The sequence below is a fragment of the Pseudoalteromonas sp. SM9913 genome (assembly GCF_000184065.1).
Lineage (GTDB): Bacteria > Pseudomonadota > Gammaproteobacteria > Enterobacterales > Alteromonadaceae > Pseudoalteromonas > Pseudoalteromonas tetraodonis.
In genome coordinates this window covers 459,315-476,018 of the sequence record NC_014800.1, presented here as the reverse complement: position 1 = coordinate 476,018, position 16,704 = coordinate 459,315, and the positions used below count along the sequence as shown (strand labels likewise).

14 protein-coding genes are annotated in these 16,704 nt (G+C 39.5%); 7 read left to right on the top strand and 7 right to left on the bottom strand.

The annotated features are described in order from the left end of the window. Positions 1-136 precede the first annotated feature (136 nt). The 3 genes from ybaK to dnaK form a co-directional block, all read right to left on the bottom strand. Positions 137-598 (bottom strand): Cys-tRNA(Pro) deacylase, encoded by a 462-nt coding sequence (gene ybaK / locus PSM_RS17290; RefSeq protein WP_013463169.1) that lies wholly within the window; start codon positions 596-598, stop codon positions 137-139. Between the two features lie 104 nt (positions 599-702). Then, positions 703-1,842 (bottom strand): molecular chaperone DnaJ, encoded by a 1,140-nt coding sequence (dnaJ, locus tag PSM_RS17285; protein ID WP_013463168.1) that lies wholly within the window; start codon positions 1,840-1,842, stop codon positions 703-705. Between the two features lie 215 nt (positions 1,843-2,057). Then, a complete protein-coding gene (dnaK, locus tag PSM_RS17280; protein WP_013463167.1) occupies positions 2,058-3,974 on the bottom strand; it encodes a molecular chaperone DnaK in 1,917 nt (638 codons plus the stop codon). 239 nt (positions 3,975-4,213) lie between these two features. Between dnaK and PSM_RS17275 the strand changes: the two genes are divergently transcribed. Then, positions 4,214-5,023, top strand: coding sequence for a thioesterase family protein (locus PSM_RS17275; RefSeq protein ID WP_013463166.1), 810 nt, complete (start codon positions 4,214-4,216; stop codon positions 5,021-5,023). Here the strand turns inward: PSM_RS17275 and PSM_RS17270 are convergent, their stop codons facing one another. Then, positions 5,024-5,794, bottom strand: a complete 771-nt coding sequence (locus tag PSM_RS17270) for a substrate-binding periplasmic protein (RefSeq protein WP_013463165.1) — start codon at positions 5,792-5,794, stop codon at positions 5,024-5,026. It lies immediately after the preceding gene. Between the two features lie 130 nt (positions 5,795-5,924). Here PSM_RS17270 and PSM_RS17265 point away from each other — a divergent pair, with 130 nt between their 5' ends. From PSM_RS17265 to PSM_RS17255, 3 genes are read left to right on the top strand one after another with little or no spacing between them, the layout of a single operon-like run. Next, positions 5,925-7,157 (top strand): paraquat-inducible protein A, encoded by a 1,233-nt coding sequence (locus tag PSM_RS17265; RefSeq protein ID WP_013463164.1) that lies wholly within the window; start codon positions 5,925-5,927, stop codon positions 7,155-7,157. Continuing rightward, on the top strand, positions 7,150-8,805 hold the full coding sequence (gene pqiB / locus PSM_RS17260) for an intermembrane transport protein PqiB (protein ID WP_013463163.1): 1,656 nt from the start codon (positions 7,150-7,152) through the stop codon (positions 8,803-8,805). Before PSM_RS17265 ends, pqiB begins: the two co-directional genes overlap by 8 nt. Further along, positions 8,805-9,413 carry a PqiC family protein gene (locus tag PSM_RS17255; protein ID WP_013463162.1) on the top strand — a complete coding sequence of 203 codons (609 nt, stop codon included), beginning with the start codon at positions 8,805-8,807 and terminating at the stop codon, positions 9,411-9,413. The genes pqiB and PSM_RS17255 overlap by 1 nt, the downstream gene beginning before the upstream one ends. On the opposite strand, the gene PSM_RS17250 is transcribed toward PSM_RS17255, so the two are convergent. Next, a complete protein-coding gene (locus PSM_RS17250; protein ID WP_013463161.1) occupies positions 9,410-9,925 on the bottom strand; it encodes a GNAT family N-acetyltransferase in 516 nt (171 codons plus the stop codon). The two genes, PSM_RS17255 and PSM_RS17250, sit on opposite strands and share 4 nt — an antisense overlap. A 302-nt stretch (positions 9,926-10,227) precedes the next feature. Between PSM_RS17250 and PSM_RS17245 the strand changes: the two genes are divergently transcribed. After that, a complete protein-coding gene (locus PSM_RS17245) occupies positions 10,228-11,589 on the top strand; it encodes a Na+/H+ antiporter NhaC family protein (protein ID WP_013463160.1) in 1,362 nt (453 codons plus the stop codon). Between the two features lie 102 nt (positions 11,590-11,691). On the opposite strand, the gene PSM_RS17240 is transcribed toward PSM_RS17245, so the two are convergent. Next, entirely contained in the window at positions 11,692-14,574 is a 2,883-nt protein-coding gene (locus tag PSM_RS17240) for an insulinase family protein (RefSeq protein ID WP_013463159.1), read from the bottom strand. Between the two features lie 153 nt (positions 14,575-14,727). Here PSM_RS17240 and PSM_RS17235 point away from each other — a divergent pair, with 153 nt between their 5' ends. Beyond that, positions 14,728-15,147, top strand: a complete 420-nt coding sequence (locus tag PSM_RS17235) for an MAPEG family protein (RefSeq protein ID WP_029609943.1) — start codon at positions 14,728-14,730, stop codon at positions 15,145-15,147. A 309-nt stretch (positions 15,148-15,456) separates the two neighbouring features. Here PSM_RS17235 and PSM_RS17230 read toward each other — a convergent pair whose 3' ends face one another. Then, the gene (locus tag PSM_RS17230; protein WP_013463156.1) at positions 15,457-16,200 is read right to left on the bottom strand and encodes a peptidylprolyl isomerase; all 744 of its coding nucleotides are present in this window, start codon (positions 16,198-16,200) and stop codon (positions 15,457-15,459) included. 295 nt (positions 16,201-16,495) lie between these two features. On the opposite strand from PSM_RS17230, the gene PSM_RS17225 reads away from it, so the two are divergent. Beyond that, positions 16,496-16,690 carry a hypothetical protein gene (locus tag PSM_RS17225; RefSeq protein ID WP_013463154.1) on the top strand — a complete coding sequence of 65 codons (195 nt, stop codon included), beginning with the start codon at positions 16,496-16,498 and terminating at the stop codon, positions 16,688-16,690. Positions 16,691-16,704: the final 14 nt, after the last annotated feature.

The following is a 16,704-nucleotide window of genomic DNA, read 5'->3' as shown; positions in this document are numbered from 1 at the left end:
AAAGTAAAGGCGACACGCCAATCTAAAAGGTATTAACAAAAACGTGTTATGTAAAGTAACAACATTAGTTAACAATACCTATTGCCGCAAGTAATCAGATGGATACTTATATCCCTTATTTTAGCTAAACAAAAGTTTAAAAAACTGCAAACGAAGCTTGAGTTATATGTGCTAAGCTTTTTGCACTTAGTGTTACTTCTAACCCTCGTTTTCCGGCACTAACATATATCATTTCAAAATCTAACGCACTGGAGTGTATGTATGTTTTTAGCCGTTTTTTTTGGCCAAGGGGGCTTACTCCTCCCAAAATATAACCGGTACTCGCCTGCACTTTTTGTGGGTCTGCCATCATCACTTTTTTTACTGTACAAAGCTTCGCAAGCTGTTTTAAATTAACCTGCTGAGTGACGGGAGTCACCGCTACAATAAGCTGTTGCTCTGAGGTTTCAAGCACTAGGGTTTTAAATACTTGGGCGCTATTTAGATTTAGCTTTTCAACCGCTTCGAGGCCGTAATTAGTATTGTTTATATCGTGCTCGTAACTAAGTATGTCAAACTTAATATCGCTTTTTTTTAGCTGCTCTATAGCGGGGGTCATCTGATAAAGTCCAAAATAAATTTCCCTAATAATTTAGCACATTAAACATAAAAAAACGGCGCTAAAAAAGCGCCGTTTTTACTAGGGTCTATTGATCCGACTAATTACTTAGTTAAGTCATCAAAAAACTTTTTAACCCCATCAAAAAAGCCTTGCTCTTTAGGACGGTTTTTTGAGCTGTCTTTGCCCATACTTTCATCTAATTCTTTAAGTAAGTCACGTTGACGCTCGTTTAAATTAACTGGCGTTTCAATCACAACCTTACAAATTAAATCGCCTTGAGCACCACTGCGTACTGACTTAACACCTTTGCCACGCATACGGAACATTTTGCCCGTTTGTGTTTCTGACGGTATTTTAAGTTTTGCACGCCCATCAAGCGTTGGCACTTCAATTTCACCGCCAAGGCCTGCGGTGGTAAAGCTTATTGGTACTTCACAATATAAATTATTAGCTTCACGAACAAATATTTTGTGTTCACGAACAGATACTTGCACATACAAGTCACCTGCTGGTGCACCATGCATGCCTGCTTCGCCTTCACCTGATAAGCGAATACGATCGCCAGTATCTACGCCTGCCGGGATTTTAACCGATAGCGTTTTAGTTTTTTCTACACGGCCTTGCCCATGACATTTATTACAAGGATCTGAAATGATCTGACCTTGTCCATGACACGTCGGACAGGTTTGCTGTACGGCAAAAAAACCTTGGCGCATTTGTACTTGGCCTGCACCATGACAGGTTGTACATGTCTTTGGCTTTGAACCCGCTTTAGCACCACTGCCATCACATGGTTCACAACTAACCCAAGTAGGTACTTTAATCTCAACGTCTTTACCACGAACCGCTTCTTCTAAGCTTAAGTCCATGTTGTAACGTAAATCTGAGCCACGTTGCTGGCGTGATTGACGTCGACCACCGCCGCCACCAAAAATATCACCAAATACGTCTCCAAAAATATCACCAAAATCACCTTGGCCGCCGCCAAAGCCACCGTGACCACCGCCACCACCTTGTTCGAAGGCTGCATGGCCGTATTGGTCATACATTTGACGCTTTTGCGCATCAGTCAGTATTTCGTAAGCTTCTTTAACTTCCTTGAATTTAGTTTCAAGGTCTTTATCACCGGCGGTACGATCGGGGTGATATTTCATCGCTAAGCGTTTATACGCTTTTTTTATGTCTCGCTCACTCGCATCTTTGCTTACGCCGAGGACTTCGTAATAATCGCGTTTTGACATATCTATCACACTACTCTTTTCTATTTACAGCGTTAGCTGCTGGACAAACCGATAAATCATATCGATTTATCATTGAATTTTTAAAGCGTTTTATTCACTTCTCTTTACATGCAAAAGGCGCGTTAAGCTTTAGCCTACGCGCCTCATGTGTTCATCCTAACTCAAACACTTGATTTGGTCATGTGTTTTAAATTAGCGAGAAGCGTTAGCAACAATTACTTGTCGTCTTTAACTTCTTCGAACTCTGCATCAACAACATCGTCATCTTGTTTAGCTGACTGTTGTTGTTCACCAGCGTCACCACCAGCTTGTTGTGCTTTAGCTTGAGCGATTTCCATTAGCTTTTGAGACTTTTCAGCAAGCGCTTGCGTTTTCGCTTCAATCTCTGCTTTGTCGTCACTCTTAATTGCTGCTTCTAGGTCAACAACAGCCGCTTCAATCGCGTCTTTGTCTTCGCTTGGCAGAGCATCACCCGCTTCTTCAATTTGCTTACGTGTACCGTGAACAAGTGCATCAGCTTGGTTACGTGCAGCTACTAACTCTTCAAACTTTTTATCGTCTTCAGCGTGCGCTTCTGCATCACGAACCATTTTTTCAACTTCTTCATCGCTTAAGCCAGAAGATGCTTGAATAGTGATTTTTTGCTCTTTACCTGTATCTTTATCTTTTGCAGATACATGTAAGATACCATCGGCATCAACATCGAATGTTACTTCGATTTGTGGCGTACCACGTTGTGCTGGGCGAATGCCTTCTAGGTTAAATTGACCTAGCGATTTGTTATCACTTGAACGTTTACGCTCACCTTGTAACACATGAATGGTTACTGCAGATTGATTATCTTCTGCTGTTGAGAATGTTTGCGATTTCTTAGTAGGAATCGTGGTGTTTTTCTCAATCAGTGCTGTCATTACTGACCCCATCGTCTCAATACCTAGAGATAATGGTGATACGTCTAGTAATAGTACGTCTTTCACGTCACCTGCAAGTACACCACCTTGAATCGCAGCACCCACAGCTACCGCTTCATCAGGGTTAACGTCTTTACGTGGTTCTTTACCAAAGAATTCAGCAACTGTTCTTTGAACAAGTGGCATACGCGTTTGACCACCCACTAGAATGATATCGTTGATATCGTTCACAGACAGGTCAGCATCAGCTAGTGCGCGTTTAAGCGGTTCAATCGACTTAGTCACTAAGTCTTCAACCAGTGACTCAAGCTTAGCACGTGTTAATTTCACGTTCATGTGCTTAGGACCTGATGCATCAGCGGTTACGTACGGAAGGTTAACTTCTGTAGATTGTGCTGATGAAAGCTCAATTTTTGCTTTCTCTGCTGCTTCTTTAACGCGTTGCATAGCAAGCGGATCATTTTGTAAATCGATACCTTGATCTTTCTTGAATTCAGCAACTAAGTAGTTGATTACACGGTTATCAAAATCTTCACCACCTAAGTGAGTGTCACCATTTGTCGCAAGTACTTCAAATGTGTGCTCGCCTTCAACTTCATCAATTTCAATGATTGATAAATCGAAAGTACCACCACCTAAGTCGTATACCGCTACTACGTTTTCGCCACGGTTTTTATCCATACCGTATGCAAGGGCTGCAGCTGTTGGCTCATTGATAATACGTTTTACTTCAAGACCCGCAATACGGCCCGCATCTTTTGTAGCTTGACGTTGTGAATCGTTAAAGTATGCCGGTACTGTGATTACCGCTTCAGTTACTTCTTCACCTAAGAAGTCTTCAGCCGTTTTCTTCATTTTTTTCAGTACTTCAGCAGAAATTTGTGGTGCAGCGCGTTTTTCACCGCCTGCTTCTACCCATGCATCGCCATTATCTGCTTTGATAATTTTGAAAGGCATGATGCCGATATCACGTTGTACTTCTTCGTCTTCAAAGCGACGACCAATTAAACGTTTGATTGCAAATAACGTGTTTGTTGGGTTAGTTACCGCTTGACGTTTTGCAGGTTGACCTACTAACGTTTCACCGTCTTGCGTGTAAGCAATAATAGACGGGGTTGTGCGATCGCCTTCCGCATTTTCAATAACACGTGCTTTGTCACCATCAAGTACTGCAACACAAGAGTTAGTAGTACCTAAATCGATTCCAATAATTCTACCCATGAATCTTCTCCAACTTCTAAATTCGTTAATACATTCGATGACTAGTTAATAGGGATGCCACAAACTTAATTCAACTGTAAAAATGAAAAAAAACGCATTTTTTTTAATTTATTTACTAAATAACCCTAAAAAGAGTAGGGATTGCTCATTTTTTGTAATTTGGGAGCTTATTTATTGTCTGGTCTGATGAGTTTGGGTGTGATATAAATTCAGCAAATAACAGCAAAAGGACATTATTTGTGCACTTTGAACAATTATTAAAACAAGCAGCCCAAGCGAGTCAGGAAACTGACCCGTTAACCAATACCATGCAGTTTCCTGCTAACTGGTGCCAAGGTCGTACTGCTTTTGGTGGCCTCTCTGCTGCGCTACTTTATCAAGCAATGCGCAATAAAGTTGATTCATCAAGAAGACTGCTTTCTTTAAGTACAAACTTTGTAGGGCCATTATTAGCTGAAAAACCGTTTTTATTATCGGTAGAAATATTACGTGAAGGTAAAAGCAGTACCCAAGTGCTCGCCAAAGCGATTCAAGATGATGCGGTATGTGTCATCGTGCAGGCCTGTTTTGCCAAAAATCGTAACTCATCAATTAATGTGCCGGTATCAAAGTCGTTAACCTTACACCCTGTAAACGAAGCCCATTGTTTAGGCTTTGTACCTGGGAAAATGCCAGAATTTTTTCAGCATGTTGATTTATGCCCACAGCAAGGTGCCATGCCGTTTAGTAGTGCGCAAACCTCTCACCTTGGTGGTTGGATGCGATTTAAACACACGCCACAAGAAATTACAGAAGCTCATGTTATTGCTCTTACTGACGCATGGCCACCAACATTACTACAAATGTTTAAGCAACCTGCACCGGCTAGTAGCATGTCGTGGTATTTAGAATTTGTACAAGAGCCTAATTTAGTGCCAGGTGAATGGTTGGGTTTTGAAGCAATCACTCATCATTCAAAAGATGGCTACGGCTTAGAAGATGGCTGTATTTGGTCGCAATCGGGTGAGCTTATTGCGCTCACCCGTCAAACTGTTGCTTTATTTGATTAATTAAAGAGCAGTGAAATCGCGCTGTGTATATTGCTTATCTAAGTTAAGCATTATGGTGCGATATTCACCGCTTTGAATTATATTTGCTAAGCCTTTGTCAAACTGCTGTCTCAGCAAATCATTGTTAAAATACGCAGGTCTTGCCGCAGGTGGAAAAATAGCATGAATAACAAAATCTTTAGTGGTATTGGTTTTTTGATATTCCTTTAAGTAGTGAAGAAATATACGTCTATCGAGAATAATCGTATCAACCCATCCTGCCATTAAATGGTGTATCTGCGCTTGTTGATTGAATACTTCTTCATAGCCTCTCAAGTTTTCCAAGTTATGACCAAATTCTTTGGGTAAATAAGCAGGCGCATTTTGAAATGCTAAAACACTTTTAGTCGCCAGATCGTAAATACTATTAATAGTGAAGTTACTCTTTTTAAGACTCACCACCACATTCTCATAACTAACAACCGATTGGCTTCGATATATGCCAGAAATTAAAATACCCGAGTAATTTAATGCAATATCAACATGGCCTTGGTTCAATAAAGCATCTGCACGCTGATTTGACATGTAATGTACATCAACCTCATTTATGTCTTGATTGTTAAGTGCTGCCTTTACAATCTCGAGCTGAATACCTGAATCATTTTCACTTATTACATAAGGCGCAACAGTAGGGTTAGCCGCAATAATGACTCGTTGCTGCTTATTATCATTAACAAATGCAAAACTATCACCACATAAACACACTAAGGCCAATAAAAATACAACTTTCACTCTTTCACCTAATCCGTTTTTATTTTCAGTTGTTGGGGTTACTTTTCTTTAGTAATTTAGCCGCAGCGTTTGTATTTAACTATTATTTATAGCAATATTTAAATTATTGAATTAATTATAAGCTAACATTTTGCAAACTGCCTGCCCAAGCTGTGATCTTATCATTGATATTCCTGAGATTAATGCCAAACAAGTGGCATTGTGCCCACGCTGTAGCCATAAAGTCCGCGGTATTAATATAAACCATGACACTGAAATAGTCGCACTGAGTTTAAGCGCGTTATTAATGTTGCTCAGCAGTATGTTTTATCCGTTTATCTCTTTTAGTAGTAATGGTATTACCCAAACTATTACCCTGCCCGACGCAGCACGGATTTTATTTAACTATGATAGTGACCTACTCGGCCTATTTATCGATATCAGCATTATTATTTTACCTATGAGTTTGCTGATTATTTTGATCCCTTTGCATTTAGGCGCACTCAAAGCACTGCCGCAAGCAGTTGCAAGAAGACTATTAAAATTCACTTTAACGCTAGAGCCTTGGATCATGTCAGAAATATTTCTGATTGGTGTTTTAGTTAGCATGGTAAAAATAATGTCATTGGCTGAAGTTAGCTTTGGTATCAGTTTTTTTGCCTATGTGGGATTTGTTATTTTTTATGTTAGTGCATTGACGCGTTTAAATCGTGCTAGGCTGTGGTCACAAGTAAGCCCTGCCACTACACTTCAAAATACTTCAACCGCTGAGCGGGCTATTGATGAGAATATAAAAGCCTGCCATGTTTGCCATCAACTAAGCGTTGAATCAATCTGCCCTCGTTGCCACAGTAAAACGTATTTAAGAAACCCCAACAGCGTACAAAAAGCGGCTGCATGGTTAGTTACTTCTCTGATTTGTTATATTCCTGCGAATTTGCTCCCCATTATGTACACTATTAGCCTAGGGGATGAAACACCTGCAACCCTTATTTCGGGTGTTATTACGTTATGGAATAGTGGATCGTATCCTATTGCTATTATTATATTTTTTGCCAGTGTGGTGGTACCGTTAGCCAAAGCGCTTATTTTAAGCTTTTTGTGTTTTATGGTTACAAAACCCGCTAACCTGCATACAAAAGGTTACACAAAAGTGTATCAACTTACTGAATTTATAGGTAAATGGTCTATGATTGATGTGTTTGTTGTGGCTATATTAGTTGCACTGGTGCAGCTAGGAAATTTAATGTCGGTTACACCCGGTTTGGGCATTGTCTTTTTTACCGTTATGGTATTATGCCAAATGATGGCGGCACACGCATTTGACCCTCGCCTACTGTGGGACTCACCAAAAATAATAACGCAGAGAATAAAGCATGACTAAAACAGCTAACGTAGCACAAAAATCAAGTATTTCTGCAATTTGGATCATTCCTGTGGTTGCCTTATTTGTTGGTGTTTGGATGCTTTATCAGTATCAATTAAATAAAGGGCAAACAATCTACATCACTATGCCCCAAGCAGAGGGGATTATTGCTGGTAAAACAGAAATAAAAGTGCGAAGTGTTAAAATAGGTCAAATTGATCACGTCCGCCTTTCTGACAGCCAAGACAGTGTAATTGCCCGAGCACAAATAGATAAAAACTATGATAATTTACTCACCGAAGATGCCAGTATTTGGGTAGTAAAGCCACGCATTGATGAAACTGGGATCAGTGGTATGAGTACCCTACTTTCAGGGGTTTATTTAGAGCTTTCACCGGGAGAAAGTAACCGACTTAAAAAGCGCTTTACCCTGCAAGAAGAGCCCGCATTAATTGGTAAACATGTTCAAGGTGGACGCTTTAAGTTACTCAGTTACAATGCTGAGGTACTTGATGTGAGTACTGGTATATTTTTCAAAAACTACAAAATAGGCCAAATAGAAACCGCCACCTTTGATTGGAAAAACCAAGCAATGCAATACGGTATTTTTATTAAAGCCCCCTATGAGAACCTGATCACTTTAAACTCTATTTTTTGGGTTAACTCAGGTATTGAGATAGATCTTTCTGCTGATGGCATAAATATTAATACCGGTTCACTAAGCAAATTATTAAAAGGCGGTATTTCTGTTGGCTTACCTGATCAGCAAGCCCCTGGCGATTTAGCACAAGATGGTCATAGCTTTTCTTTGAGTCAAAGTTATAAGCAAGCTTTAGAAGAGCGTTTCTATGATTTTGATTATTACCTTATTGAATTCGAACAATCGATTAGAGGACTCCGTGTTGGTGCGCCAGTTGAGTATAGAGGTACTCGCGTCGGCACAGTGGTTGAAGCGCCCGCCAATGTAATTATAGATGGGAAACCGGCTCATTTTCGCGCTAAAAATACCGCAGTTCCGGTATTGATAAAAGTAGAATATGGTCGTTTATACCATATCACCTCGGTAGCAAAAGAGTATTGGGAAACAAGCATTAACGAGTGGATTGAAAATGGCATGAGAGCGTCACTTAAACCGGGTAATTTGCTAACCGGTGCAGTTTACGTCGATTTTGACTTTTATACCGACACCCCAAAAAGCGAGCTTAAAAAGCTTGCTCAATACGATGTGTTTCCTAGTGTATCGAGCGGTATAACGGTACTTGCCGATCAAGTATCGGATGTACTTAATAAAGTGAATAATTTAAAAATTGAAGACAGTTTGGCAAAAATGCAATCAACCTTTAGCGAGTATCAAGCTCTGGCCAGTGAGATGCGCACATTATTAAATAAGCCCGATACACAAAATTTACCTGGCGACTTTAATCGTAATCTCGAAAAAATAACCAAAAGTATGGAACAATTTGAAATAACCATGCGCCAGTTTGATAAAACCATGGCAAGCTATCAAGCAGGCTCTCAAATGCACTATCAACTTGAGCAAACACTGCTACAAATTAAACGTTTAACAGAAGAGTTTCAGCCTCTTACCCGTGGCTTAAACGAGCAACCTAATATGCTCATTTTTGACAAATCACTACCTAACGATCCACAACCGAGGAAGCAATAATGAAGGCACTATTTTTACTTTTAACGGGTGTGATCTTTATCAGTGGTTGCAGCTCTGCTATTCAAACAACAATTCAGTATTACCAATTTGAGCAGCCCATTAATGACTCTTCGCGAAATGTGCAAGATACACAGGCACAACTGCGCGTGCAAACAGTCACCCTAAGAGGCGCATTGAATAATCGGGGTATTGCTATGAAAGTAGATAGTAATCAAATCCATGCTGCTAATTATCATCTATGGGGTGAGTCGCCAGATGTTATGCTCAGTGCCAGCGCGCAGCAAACATTATTTAATACCATGACAAACTGGATGGTTATTAAAGGCTTACCCGTTATTACTGACCAACAGCAACAAACATTTTACGAATTAGAATACGAACTACACCACTTTAACGGTGATCTGCAAGGTAATGCAGATATTTCAGGGCTATGGCGTTTATACTACACTCACCCAGAATCGGGTAGGCGTTTACTAAGCATCCATAATTTCTCATCTGTTATGCCAATCAATGATGATGGCTATGATTCATTGGTGGCTACTCTTGAAAAAATGTGGCAACAAATCAACATCCTTGCGGCAAAAGAAATTGAAAAAGCGCGAATTTAATTTCGCTCTGTATTAAGTAAATATACATCTACCGAAATGTTAGTGCTTTCTATGATCACTTGACCTTGGGTTTTAAAACCGAGCTTTTGTAATACATTTTTTGATGCACGGTTATCACAGCGGGCGATCGCCGTAACCTGGTTAATCCCCAAGTTTTGTCTATGGTTTAGCAAGGTATTTGCCGCCTCAAAAATATAGCCCTTTTTTTCAAAACCGTCTTTTAGCGCAAACCCTAAATCGGGATATTGCAGAACAGCTCGCTGATAAAACCCAACAATACCAACTAGTGTTTCATCATGTAATGCGATTATATAAGGCCCAAAGCCATGCTGCTTATGGGCAGATATAAAACTGTCTTTGATGTATTTTTTAGCGTCGTCTAAGGTATAAATACCTTTATCACCAATGTATTTGGTGAAATTAGCCTGATTAACCAACTTAAATAACTCTGCCGCATCTGCTATTTGTGCGAAGCGAATGTGTAAGCGCTCTGTTGTAAAAGCAATATTCAAAATAACTCCTAATAAATTTTTAACGACCCGATATTTTTTTATTGACTGAAATAAAAAAGAAGATTATTTTTGCGCCGATGTTTTTAAAGGCACAACAATAGCGGCATGCATTCCTTGCGCCGTCTGGCGCCAAAGCCAACGCGTTTCACTAAAACTATTAATTTAACATAATTTTTTAAGTGCCCTCCACGCGTGCAAAAGCAGTGACTTGGAAAATGATTTAACAACAAACTTATCATCTTCTTTGTTTTTGTATAAGCAGTTTACTTTTTAAATCTGCTTTTAATTTTGTGATCTTATAAATGCTTGAACCTTCTGCGTTAACTCTACTGCCGCCTGCGGTAGTGGTTGTATTGGCTGTTGTTTTACGCCGCCCTATTTTATCGTTACTGATTGGTGCATTAGTTGGCCTTGTTTTAGCTGACCCTAGCAAAGTTCTCTCAAATTTTGCCAACACATCACTCAAAGTAATGACTGATGAAACCATTGGTTGGTTAATACTTGTGTGTGGCGGCTTTGGTGCGCTTATTGCCTTATTAGTGCGCACTGGAGGGGCTTCTGCGTTTGGTAGTTTGGCTTTAAAGTACACCCGAGGTAAACGATCCTCCTTATTTATGACCTTTTGTTTGGGTGTCGTGATATTTATTGACGATTATTTAAACGCGCTTACCGTGGGTGAAACCATGAAGCGGATCACCGACAAATTTAAAGTGAGTCGTGAAATGCTCGCTTACGTTGTTGATTCAACGGCAGCGCCTATTTGTGTACTCGTCCCTTTGTCAACGTGGGCTGTATTTTTTGGTGGCCTGTTAGTCGATAACGGCATTGCAGAAGAAGGCAAAGGCATTGCCATTTATATTCAAGCCATTCCGTACATGTTTTATGCCTGGTTTGCGGTGTTGACTGTGGTGCTGGTTATTGCCGGCGTGATCCCTACTTTTGGCCCCATGAAAAAAGCCGAGCAACAGGCGCTAACTCACGCTCCTACTTTAGAGCCTGCGATTTATACTCAAGTACAAACCGCCGATGAATATGCAGTAAAAGCAGCGGAAGAACACTTTGAAGATGCGGATCCTAAAGGTAAGTTATATAACTTTTTGTTGCCGATTATTTTATTAGTCGCATTTACCGTATATTTTGAAATAGATGTGTACAAAGGTCTATTAGCGACAATGGCTGTCACTTTGCCATTTTATGCGTTACAAAAATTAATGAGCTTTAGCGAAATGATTGAGCGTATGCTGGATGGTTTTAAAAGTATGATCCCCGCAATTGGAACCGTGATTGCCGCCTTTATTTTTAAAGATGTATGCGATTTAATTGGCAGCTTAAGCCCGTATATGACCGCTGGCTATTTACCTGCGGTGGTATTTATTGCGATGTCGATATTAGCGTTTGCGACGGGTTCAAGTTGGGGGATTTTTGCGGTTTCAATTCCTATTGTCATGCCTCTGGCAACAGCGGTTGATGCAAATATTCCATTGGTGATTGGCGCATTGCTTTCAGCGTCTTCATTTGGTAGCCAAGCCTGTTTTTACTCTGATTCAACCGTACTAGCAGCACAAGGCTCTGGCTGTAATTTGATCAGTCATGCTGTAACGCAATTACCTTATACCTTAATTGCTGCAGGCTTTGCCATCATTGGCTTTTTACTTATGGCCTAACATGGCAATGGTAGCCATTTTACTAAAACCATAATTAACGCCGTTAAAACAAAACCCAGTCAACAATGGCTGGGTTTTGTTTGGTTTTTGAGTAATTTCAACTTACTTTTGCAATTTTATATCGCTGTAGTAAGCATCTAAACTCGTCACTTTAGTTTGGTTTGGCAAATCAGCAAACTCGCTATCACTAAACTTACTGCCACGTAATTGCACATTTAAGCGTGCTGCTTGTGGATTTAACATGGTTTGCTGGTAGTAGTCTTTAATATCAGCAAGGGTGACCTTTTCTACTTCTGCAATTAGCTTTTGTTTTGAATCAAAATCAAAGTTTTCACGGTACCAATCGTTAATCAATGGACTCATTTCGTCGCTTAAATTCTTTGGCTGTTCTTTTAACGAGACCAACGTTGCATTTTTAAGCTGTGCAAATGTCTCTTCACTCATGGCATTAAGCTCAGAAGCGTACTCTTTTTTGAACTTATCAAAGCGTACTTGAATTTCTTTTGGCCCTTTGACCGGTGTTTGAATAAACAAACCAATACCAGAGTAATCCTCAATAGGACGCGCTAATGCCCCTACCGCATAAGCTAGTTGCTCTTCGGTACGCATTTTGTCAAACGCGATTGTTCTAAAGTGCCCTTGTAAAACCGCCGCCTGCGCTTTTTGTTTATAACCTGGCGTTGGGTGAATGGTCATATCGACAACGGCTACATCGGCTACATCAATATCTTTGTGTAATACGCGCGCTTCACCTTGTTGTGGTAACCAGGCTTTACTGCGAGCAAACTCAGATTTTGTATGATTATTTGGTAAAATAGCCGTTAATTCAGCAGCAATGGCATCAATATCTTTTTGGTTATAGTTGCCATAGCTAAATACGCGTAAGTTATTATTCGCTAAGGTGCTTTGCTTTAATGCTTGTAAATCAGCGAGCGTCAGTGATTGAGCTGCCTTAATAAGCGCGTCAGTATCAAAACTACCGGTTCGAGTCAGTTTTGAATATTCACTAAACGCTTGTGCATACGGGAACTGTTTTTGCTGATTGAGTAAATCACGTTGATAACGGTCAATCGCTTGATTAAATGCTTGTGATGAAACTTCATCGTCAAATCCAGCTAACGCTTGTTTAAGTAAGGTATCTTGTTTATCGGTAAAACCACTTAATGATAAAACTAAGCCATTGCTTGAGCTTAAATTAACATTCATACCGGCAATAGCCGCTTCGGTTCGTAGCTGACTTAATTGAGTGTTATATAAATCTGCCCACACAGAATAAAGGACGGTTGAGTTAATATCATGCAACCCTGTTTGTGTGTTGATATACACCTCAACTAAACCTTTGGGTTGCTCTGCAAACTGCTGGCTTGCTTGGCGCCAGATTTTTACACCGTTTTTATCATAGCTAAGTTCTGGGTGTTTTTGCTCTTTAAAGGCCTGCGTTTTAATTGCAAAACTCTCTGGCAGTAAGTTGTTAACACTTGGTAAAGCTAAATTAAATTCACTTGGTTTTTCCCAGCTGGCGATTTCTGCGTCGCTAATATCACTAATTCGGTATTTACCATCATAAAAATGTAATTGTGAATCAGTGTCTTCTTGTTGAGAAATATACCAAACACGTAAGGTATCTGCGTTAAGTTGTTTTAGTACATTATTAACCGCATCAGCATCAAACTTAGCGTAGTAGTATGGTGCGTTTATCGCATGATTTAACGGATAATCTTGCATGCTTTGAGTCAGCGCACTGACGTAGTTAAACTCATCGCCTTTTTCTAAAAATTTAAACTGGTTATTTAAAGAGGTGCGAATTTCATTAAAGTACTTACTATTAACACCTTCACGTTTAATTAAATCAATATATTGCATAATAGTCGCAACAATGGCTTCGCGGTTTTTCATGCCTTCATCAGTCAGCTCTATGTTCACATTTAAAGAGCCATAGTTACCATATTGATTTGGTGAAGCAGATGCTGATAACTGCGATACCCAGCCTTTATCACGTAATATTTGTGCTGGGCTACCTGGCATTTCATTGCTAAGTAAATAGGCAACAAAACGATTAGGTTTTACTGCAAATTCAGTTTGATTATTAGTGATTGTAAAGTCGAGCTGTAATTGTTTAACGTCTTCGTTTGGCGAGTAAAAAACACGTTTACCACCGGCATTATCAAAATCTAGCTTGGCTGATACTTTTGGCTTTTCAATATTTTTATTTTTAATATCAGCGAAGTATTTTTCTGCTTTTTTCTGCATTTCTTTAAGCGGTAAATTAGAAATTAACGCCACTTTCATAATATTTGATGAATAATATTTATTATAAAAATCAACAGTTTCTTTGTGTAATGAACTATCAGCTTTATCGCCTAACGTTTCAAGGTTACCAATTAAGAATCGATTAGCTGGGTGTTCACCCATCATTTTACGTGCAAGTTTAAATTGGCCAAAAAAGTCCATTTCACGACGCATTGACCACTCAGCATTCACTGCGTTTTTTTCTTTTTCTGTGTATTCTGGGTAAAGCTTAGGGGCTTTAAAAAAGTCTGAAAAGCGGTCTAAGCCTTCATCAAACGCATCGTTATTAATTTTAAACATGTAGTTTGTAATATCGAGCCACGTATAGGCATTATGCGCTCCGCCGTTTTTAGTCATAAAATCAGAGTACCCTTTAGTGTCAGGGTAGCGCTCAGTGCCTAAAAACAACATATGTTCTAAATAATGCGCCATACCTTGCTGGCTCATTGGGTCGTGCAGCAGGCCGACGCCGACACTCAATGAAGCAGCCGATTTTTCTGCGCTTGGATCAGAAACTAAAATCACTTCAATATCATTGGCAAGTGTTAGTGTTTTATATTCACGGTTATCGTTAGGACTGACAACAAGCGTTGGTGATAAAAGTGACGTTTGTGGTGATTGAGTAAGTGTGGCGGTATTCGAACAACCGCTTAATATTGCCAGTGCAATTGCACTTAAGCCGATGATGTGTTTCATTTTAGTTATATCCATTGCTGTTAAATATGGGCTTAGTGTTATAAAAAGACTAAATCACTTATAAACTACCATTATCAATTAATACTATGCTACTAATTAGCACTTAATTGTGTAACACATTGTGAATAGTTAATATAAATAATAAGGTAAGTTATGGAAAAGATAATAATAATAGCCATGTTCGTTCAGGTAACACTTTCATTAGTTGTGATGGTAATAATGGGAAAACGACGTTTTGCGGCGGCTAAAAACAAACACATACAGTTAAGTGACTTTGCTGCTATGCGACTTGATAATGCGGGCGATCATGTCAGAGTCGCTGATCGTAATTTTAGCAATCAATTTGAAATACCTGTGCTTTTTTATGCGGGTTGTTTACTTGCTTTACAGCTTAATATGGCGAGTGTCCCTATTGCAGTATTGGCGTGTATATTTGTAGCGACACGCATTATTCATAGCCTCATTCACCTTGGTAGTAATCATTTAAGAGCCCGTTTTAGAGTATTTTTGCTAGGCTGCTTATCTGTGTTTGTAATATGGGTAATGTTACTGGTGAGCGTACTTTACAACTAGGGTCTGATGACCTTTCAAGGTTAAATTTGCAGCAGTCTGTTTGGTATTTAGGCAAGGCTGAGCCTATGTGGTGTGGTTATTCCCCATAAATAGGCGATAACGCAGCATCAATGCCAAACAGGCGGTGCCCTTCGGGTTCTGCCTAGGGGCGGTTTACTCTTTGTTGCTCGGTTTTTACTTAGCCCACTAGGTTACAAACCTCGCGCAGCGATTAAACCGCCCCTAGTTTGAACAAATTGTAATCCGCAAAGATCAACAGACCCTAACTAAAAAACGGCGGCTATGATAAGTCGCCGTTATTTTTACGGCTTATTTAGTGCGTTTTAACCTAGGTGCTACAAGCAATAGTGCGCCTAATAACCATGCCATACTGCCACTAGAGTCTGAACTTTGTGGTGGTGTCACTTCTACGTTATCAATTAATGTATTCTCTTTAGGTGTTAAATTTTGTGCTGAATTAGGATCGTCATCAAGCACAACCACCGTTTGTATTGATACTAAGTTTTGATTACTAATAACCACATTTTCATCTGAACATTGCTCTTTAGTAATACCAACCAATGGTACCTCTGCACAATGAACTAAGGCCGCTATTTTATCTAAAGTTTCTTGGCTTTGTGCTGTTATTTGTCCGAAAACGGTAAACCCACCATTTTGTAAATCTAAGTTTTGGCTGTTATCACTCATATTAAAAAACCATTGGCTAGTGGCGCTGTTTTCGTTGCCGCCCTGCTTTGCCATGGCAATTGTGCCTTTTACATTTGAGTAAACAGGTTCGTTAATAACCGCTGGCTTGGTTGTAATGGGATCCATTTTGTCAGAAAAAGTAAAACCTCCTCCTTGAATGACAAACTTATCAACAGAGCGGTGTATTACTGTTTGGTTATACGCTGCATCATTAACATAACTTAGGAAGTTTTCTACTGTTTTAGGTGTTTGTTGATCAAACAAGTTAATTTCTATCGTTCCTTGGCTCGTTTGCATTTCGACTATGGTTGCTGCGCTTGAAAAGCTCGCTGCAGTTAAAATTGACGCTAAGATAAGCTTCTTCATTATTATTCCTATTTTTTATTGTCATTAGGCGTCATAGAGTAGTGTTATTCATTTTATAAATCGATACATAAGCACTTAACGCTACAATTCATATCAAAGTAATTACACTGTAGTTACAACTGTTTACATTTTAATTTTAAACACGTGATGGAGAGTTAATTGTCTGAGTGCCTTGGTGTACATCACGGTGACTCTTTTTTAATTAACTTTAAGCCTAGCAAGGTACTTAAAAAGCCCCTTATCAATCACTCTTTTTTTGTTATTATCAGCCTACACAGTGATAGGAGTAAATATAATGGCAAACAACACGACTATTTGTGACTTTGGGCTACACCAAGGTGAACCATACACCCAGCTTCCCGTCAGCTTTTTGAAATGGATGATTGATGTAAATCATCAAAAATCTCAATACGCACATGATGAGCTCGCACGCAGAAAACGGGTTGTAGAGCAGCAACGTGAAGTCTCATTGGCTGAAAAATATGAATAAGTGCGTTTTTTTAA

Bases quoted from the DNA above. Each gene is read 5' to 3' on its own strand.
- dnaJ (WP_013463168.1), bottom strand. From the start codon at position 1,842: ATGTCAAAACGCGATTATTACGAAGTCCTCGGCGTAAGCAAAGATGCG.
- PSM_RS17240 (WP_013463159.1), bottom strand. From the start codon at position 14,574: ATGAAACACATCATCGGCTTAAGTGCAATTGCACTGGCAATATTAAGC.
- PSM_RS17245 (WP_013463160.1), top strand. From the start codon at position 10,228: ATGCTTGAACCTTCTGCGTTAACTCTACTGCCGCCTGCGGTAGTGGTT.
- PSM_RS17230 (WP_013463156.1), bottom strand. From the start codon at position 16,200: ATGAAGAAGCTTATCTTAGCGTCAATTTTAACTGCAGCGAGCTTTTCA.
- dnaK (WP_013463167.1), bottom strand. From the start codon at position 3,974: ATGGGTAGAATTATTGGAATCGATTTAGGTACTACTAACTCTTGTGTT.
- pqiB (WP_013463163.1), top strand. From the start codon at position 7,150: ATGACTAAAACAGCTAACGTAGCACAAAAATCAAGTATTTCTGCAATT.
- ybaK (WP_013463169.1), bottom strand. From the start codon at position 598: ATGACCCCCGCTATAGAGCAGCTAAAAAAAAGCGATATTAAGTTTGAC.
- PSM_RS17225 (WP_013463154.1), top strand. From the start codon at position 16,496: ATGGCAAACAACACGACTATTTGTGACTTTGGGCTACACCAAGGTGAA.
- PSM_RS17235 (WP_029609943.1), top strand. From the start codon at position 14,728: ATGGAAAAGATAATAATAATAGCCATGTTCGTTCAGGTAACACTTTCA.
- PSM_RS17255 (WP_013463162.1), top strand. From the start codon at position 8,805: ATGAAGGCACTATTTTTACTTTTAACGGGTGTGATCTTTATCAGTGGT.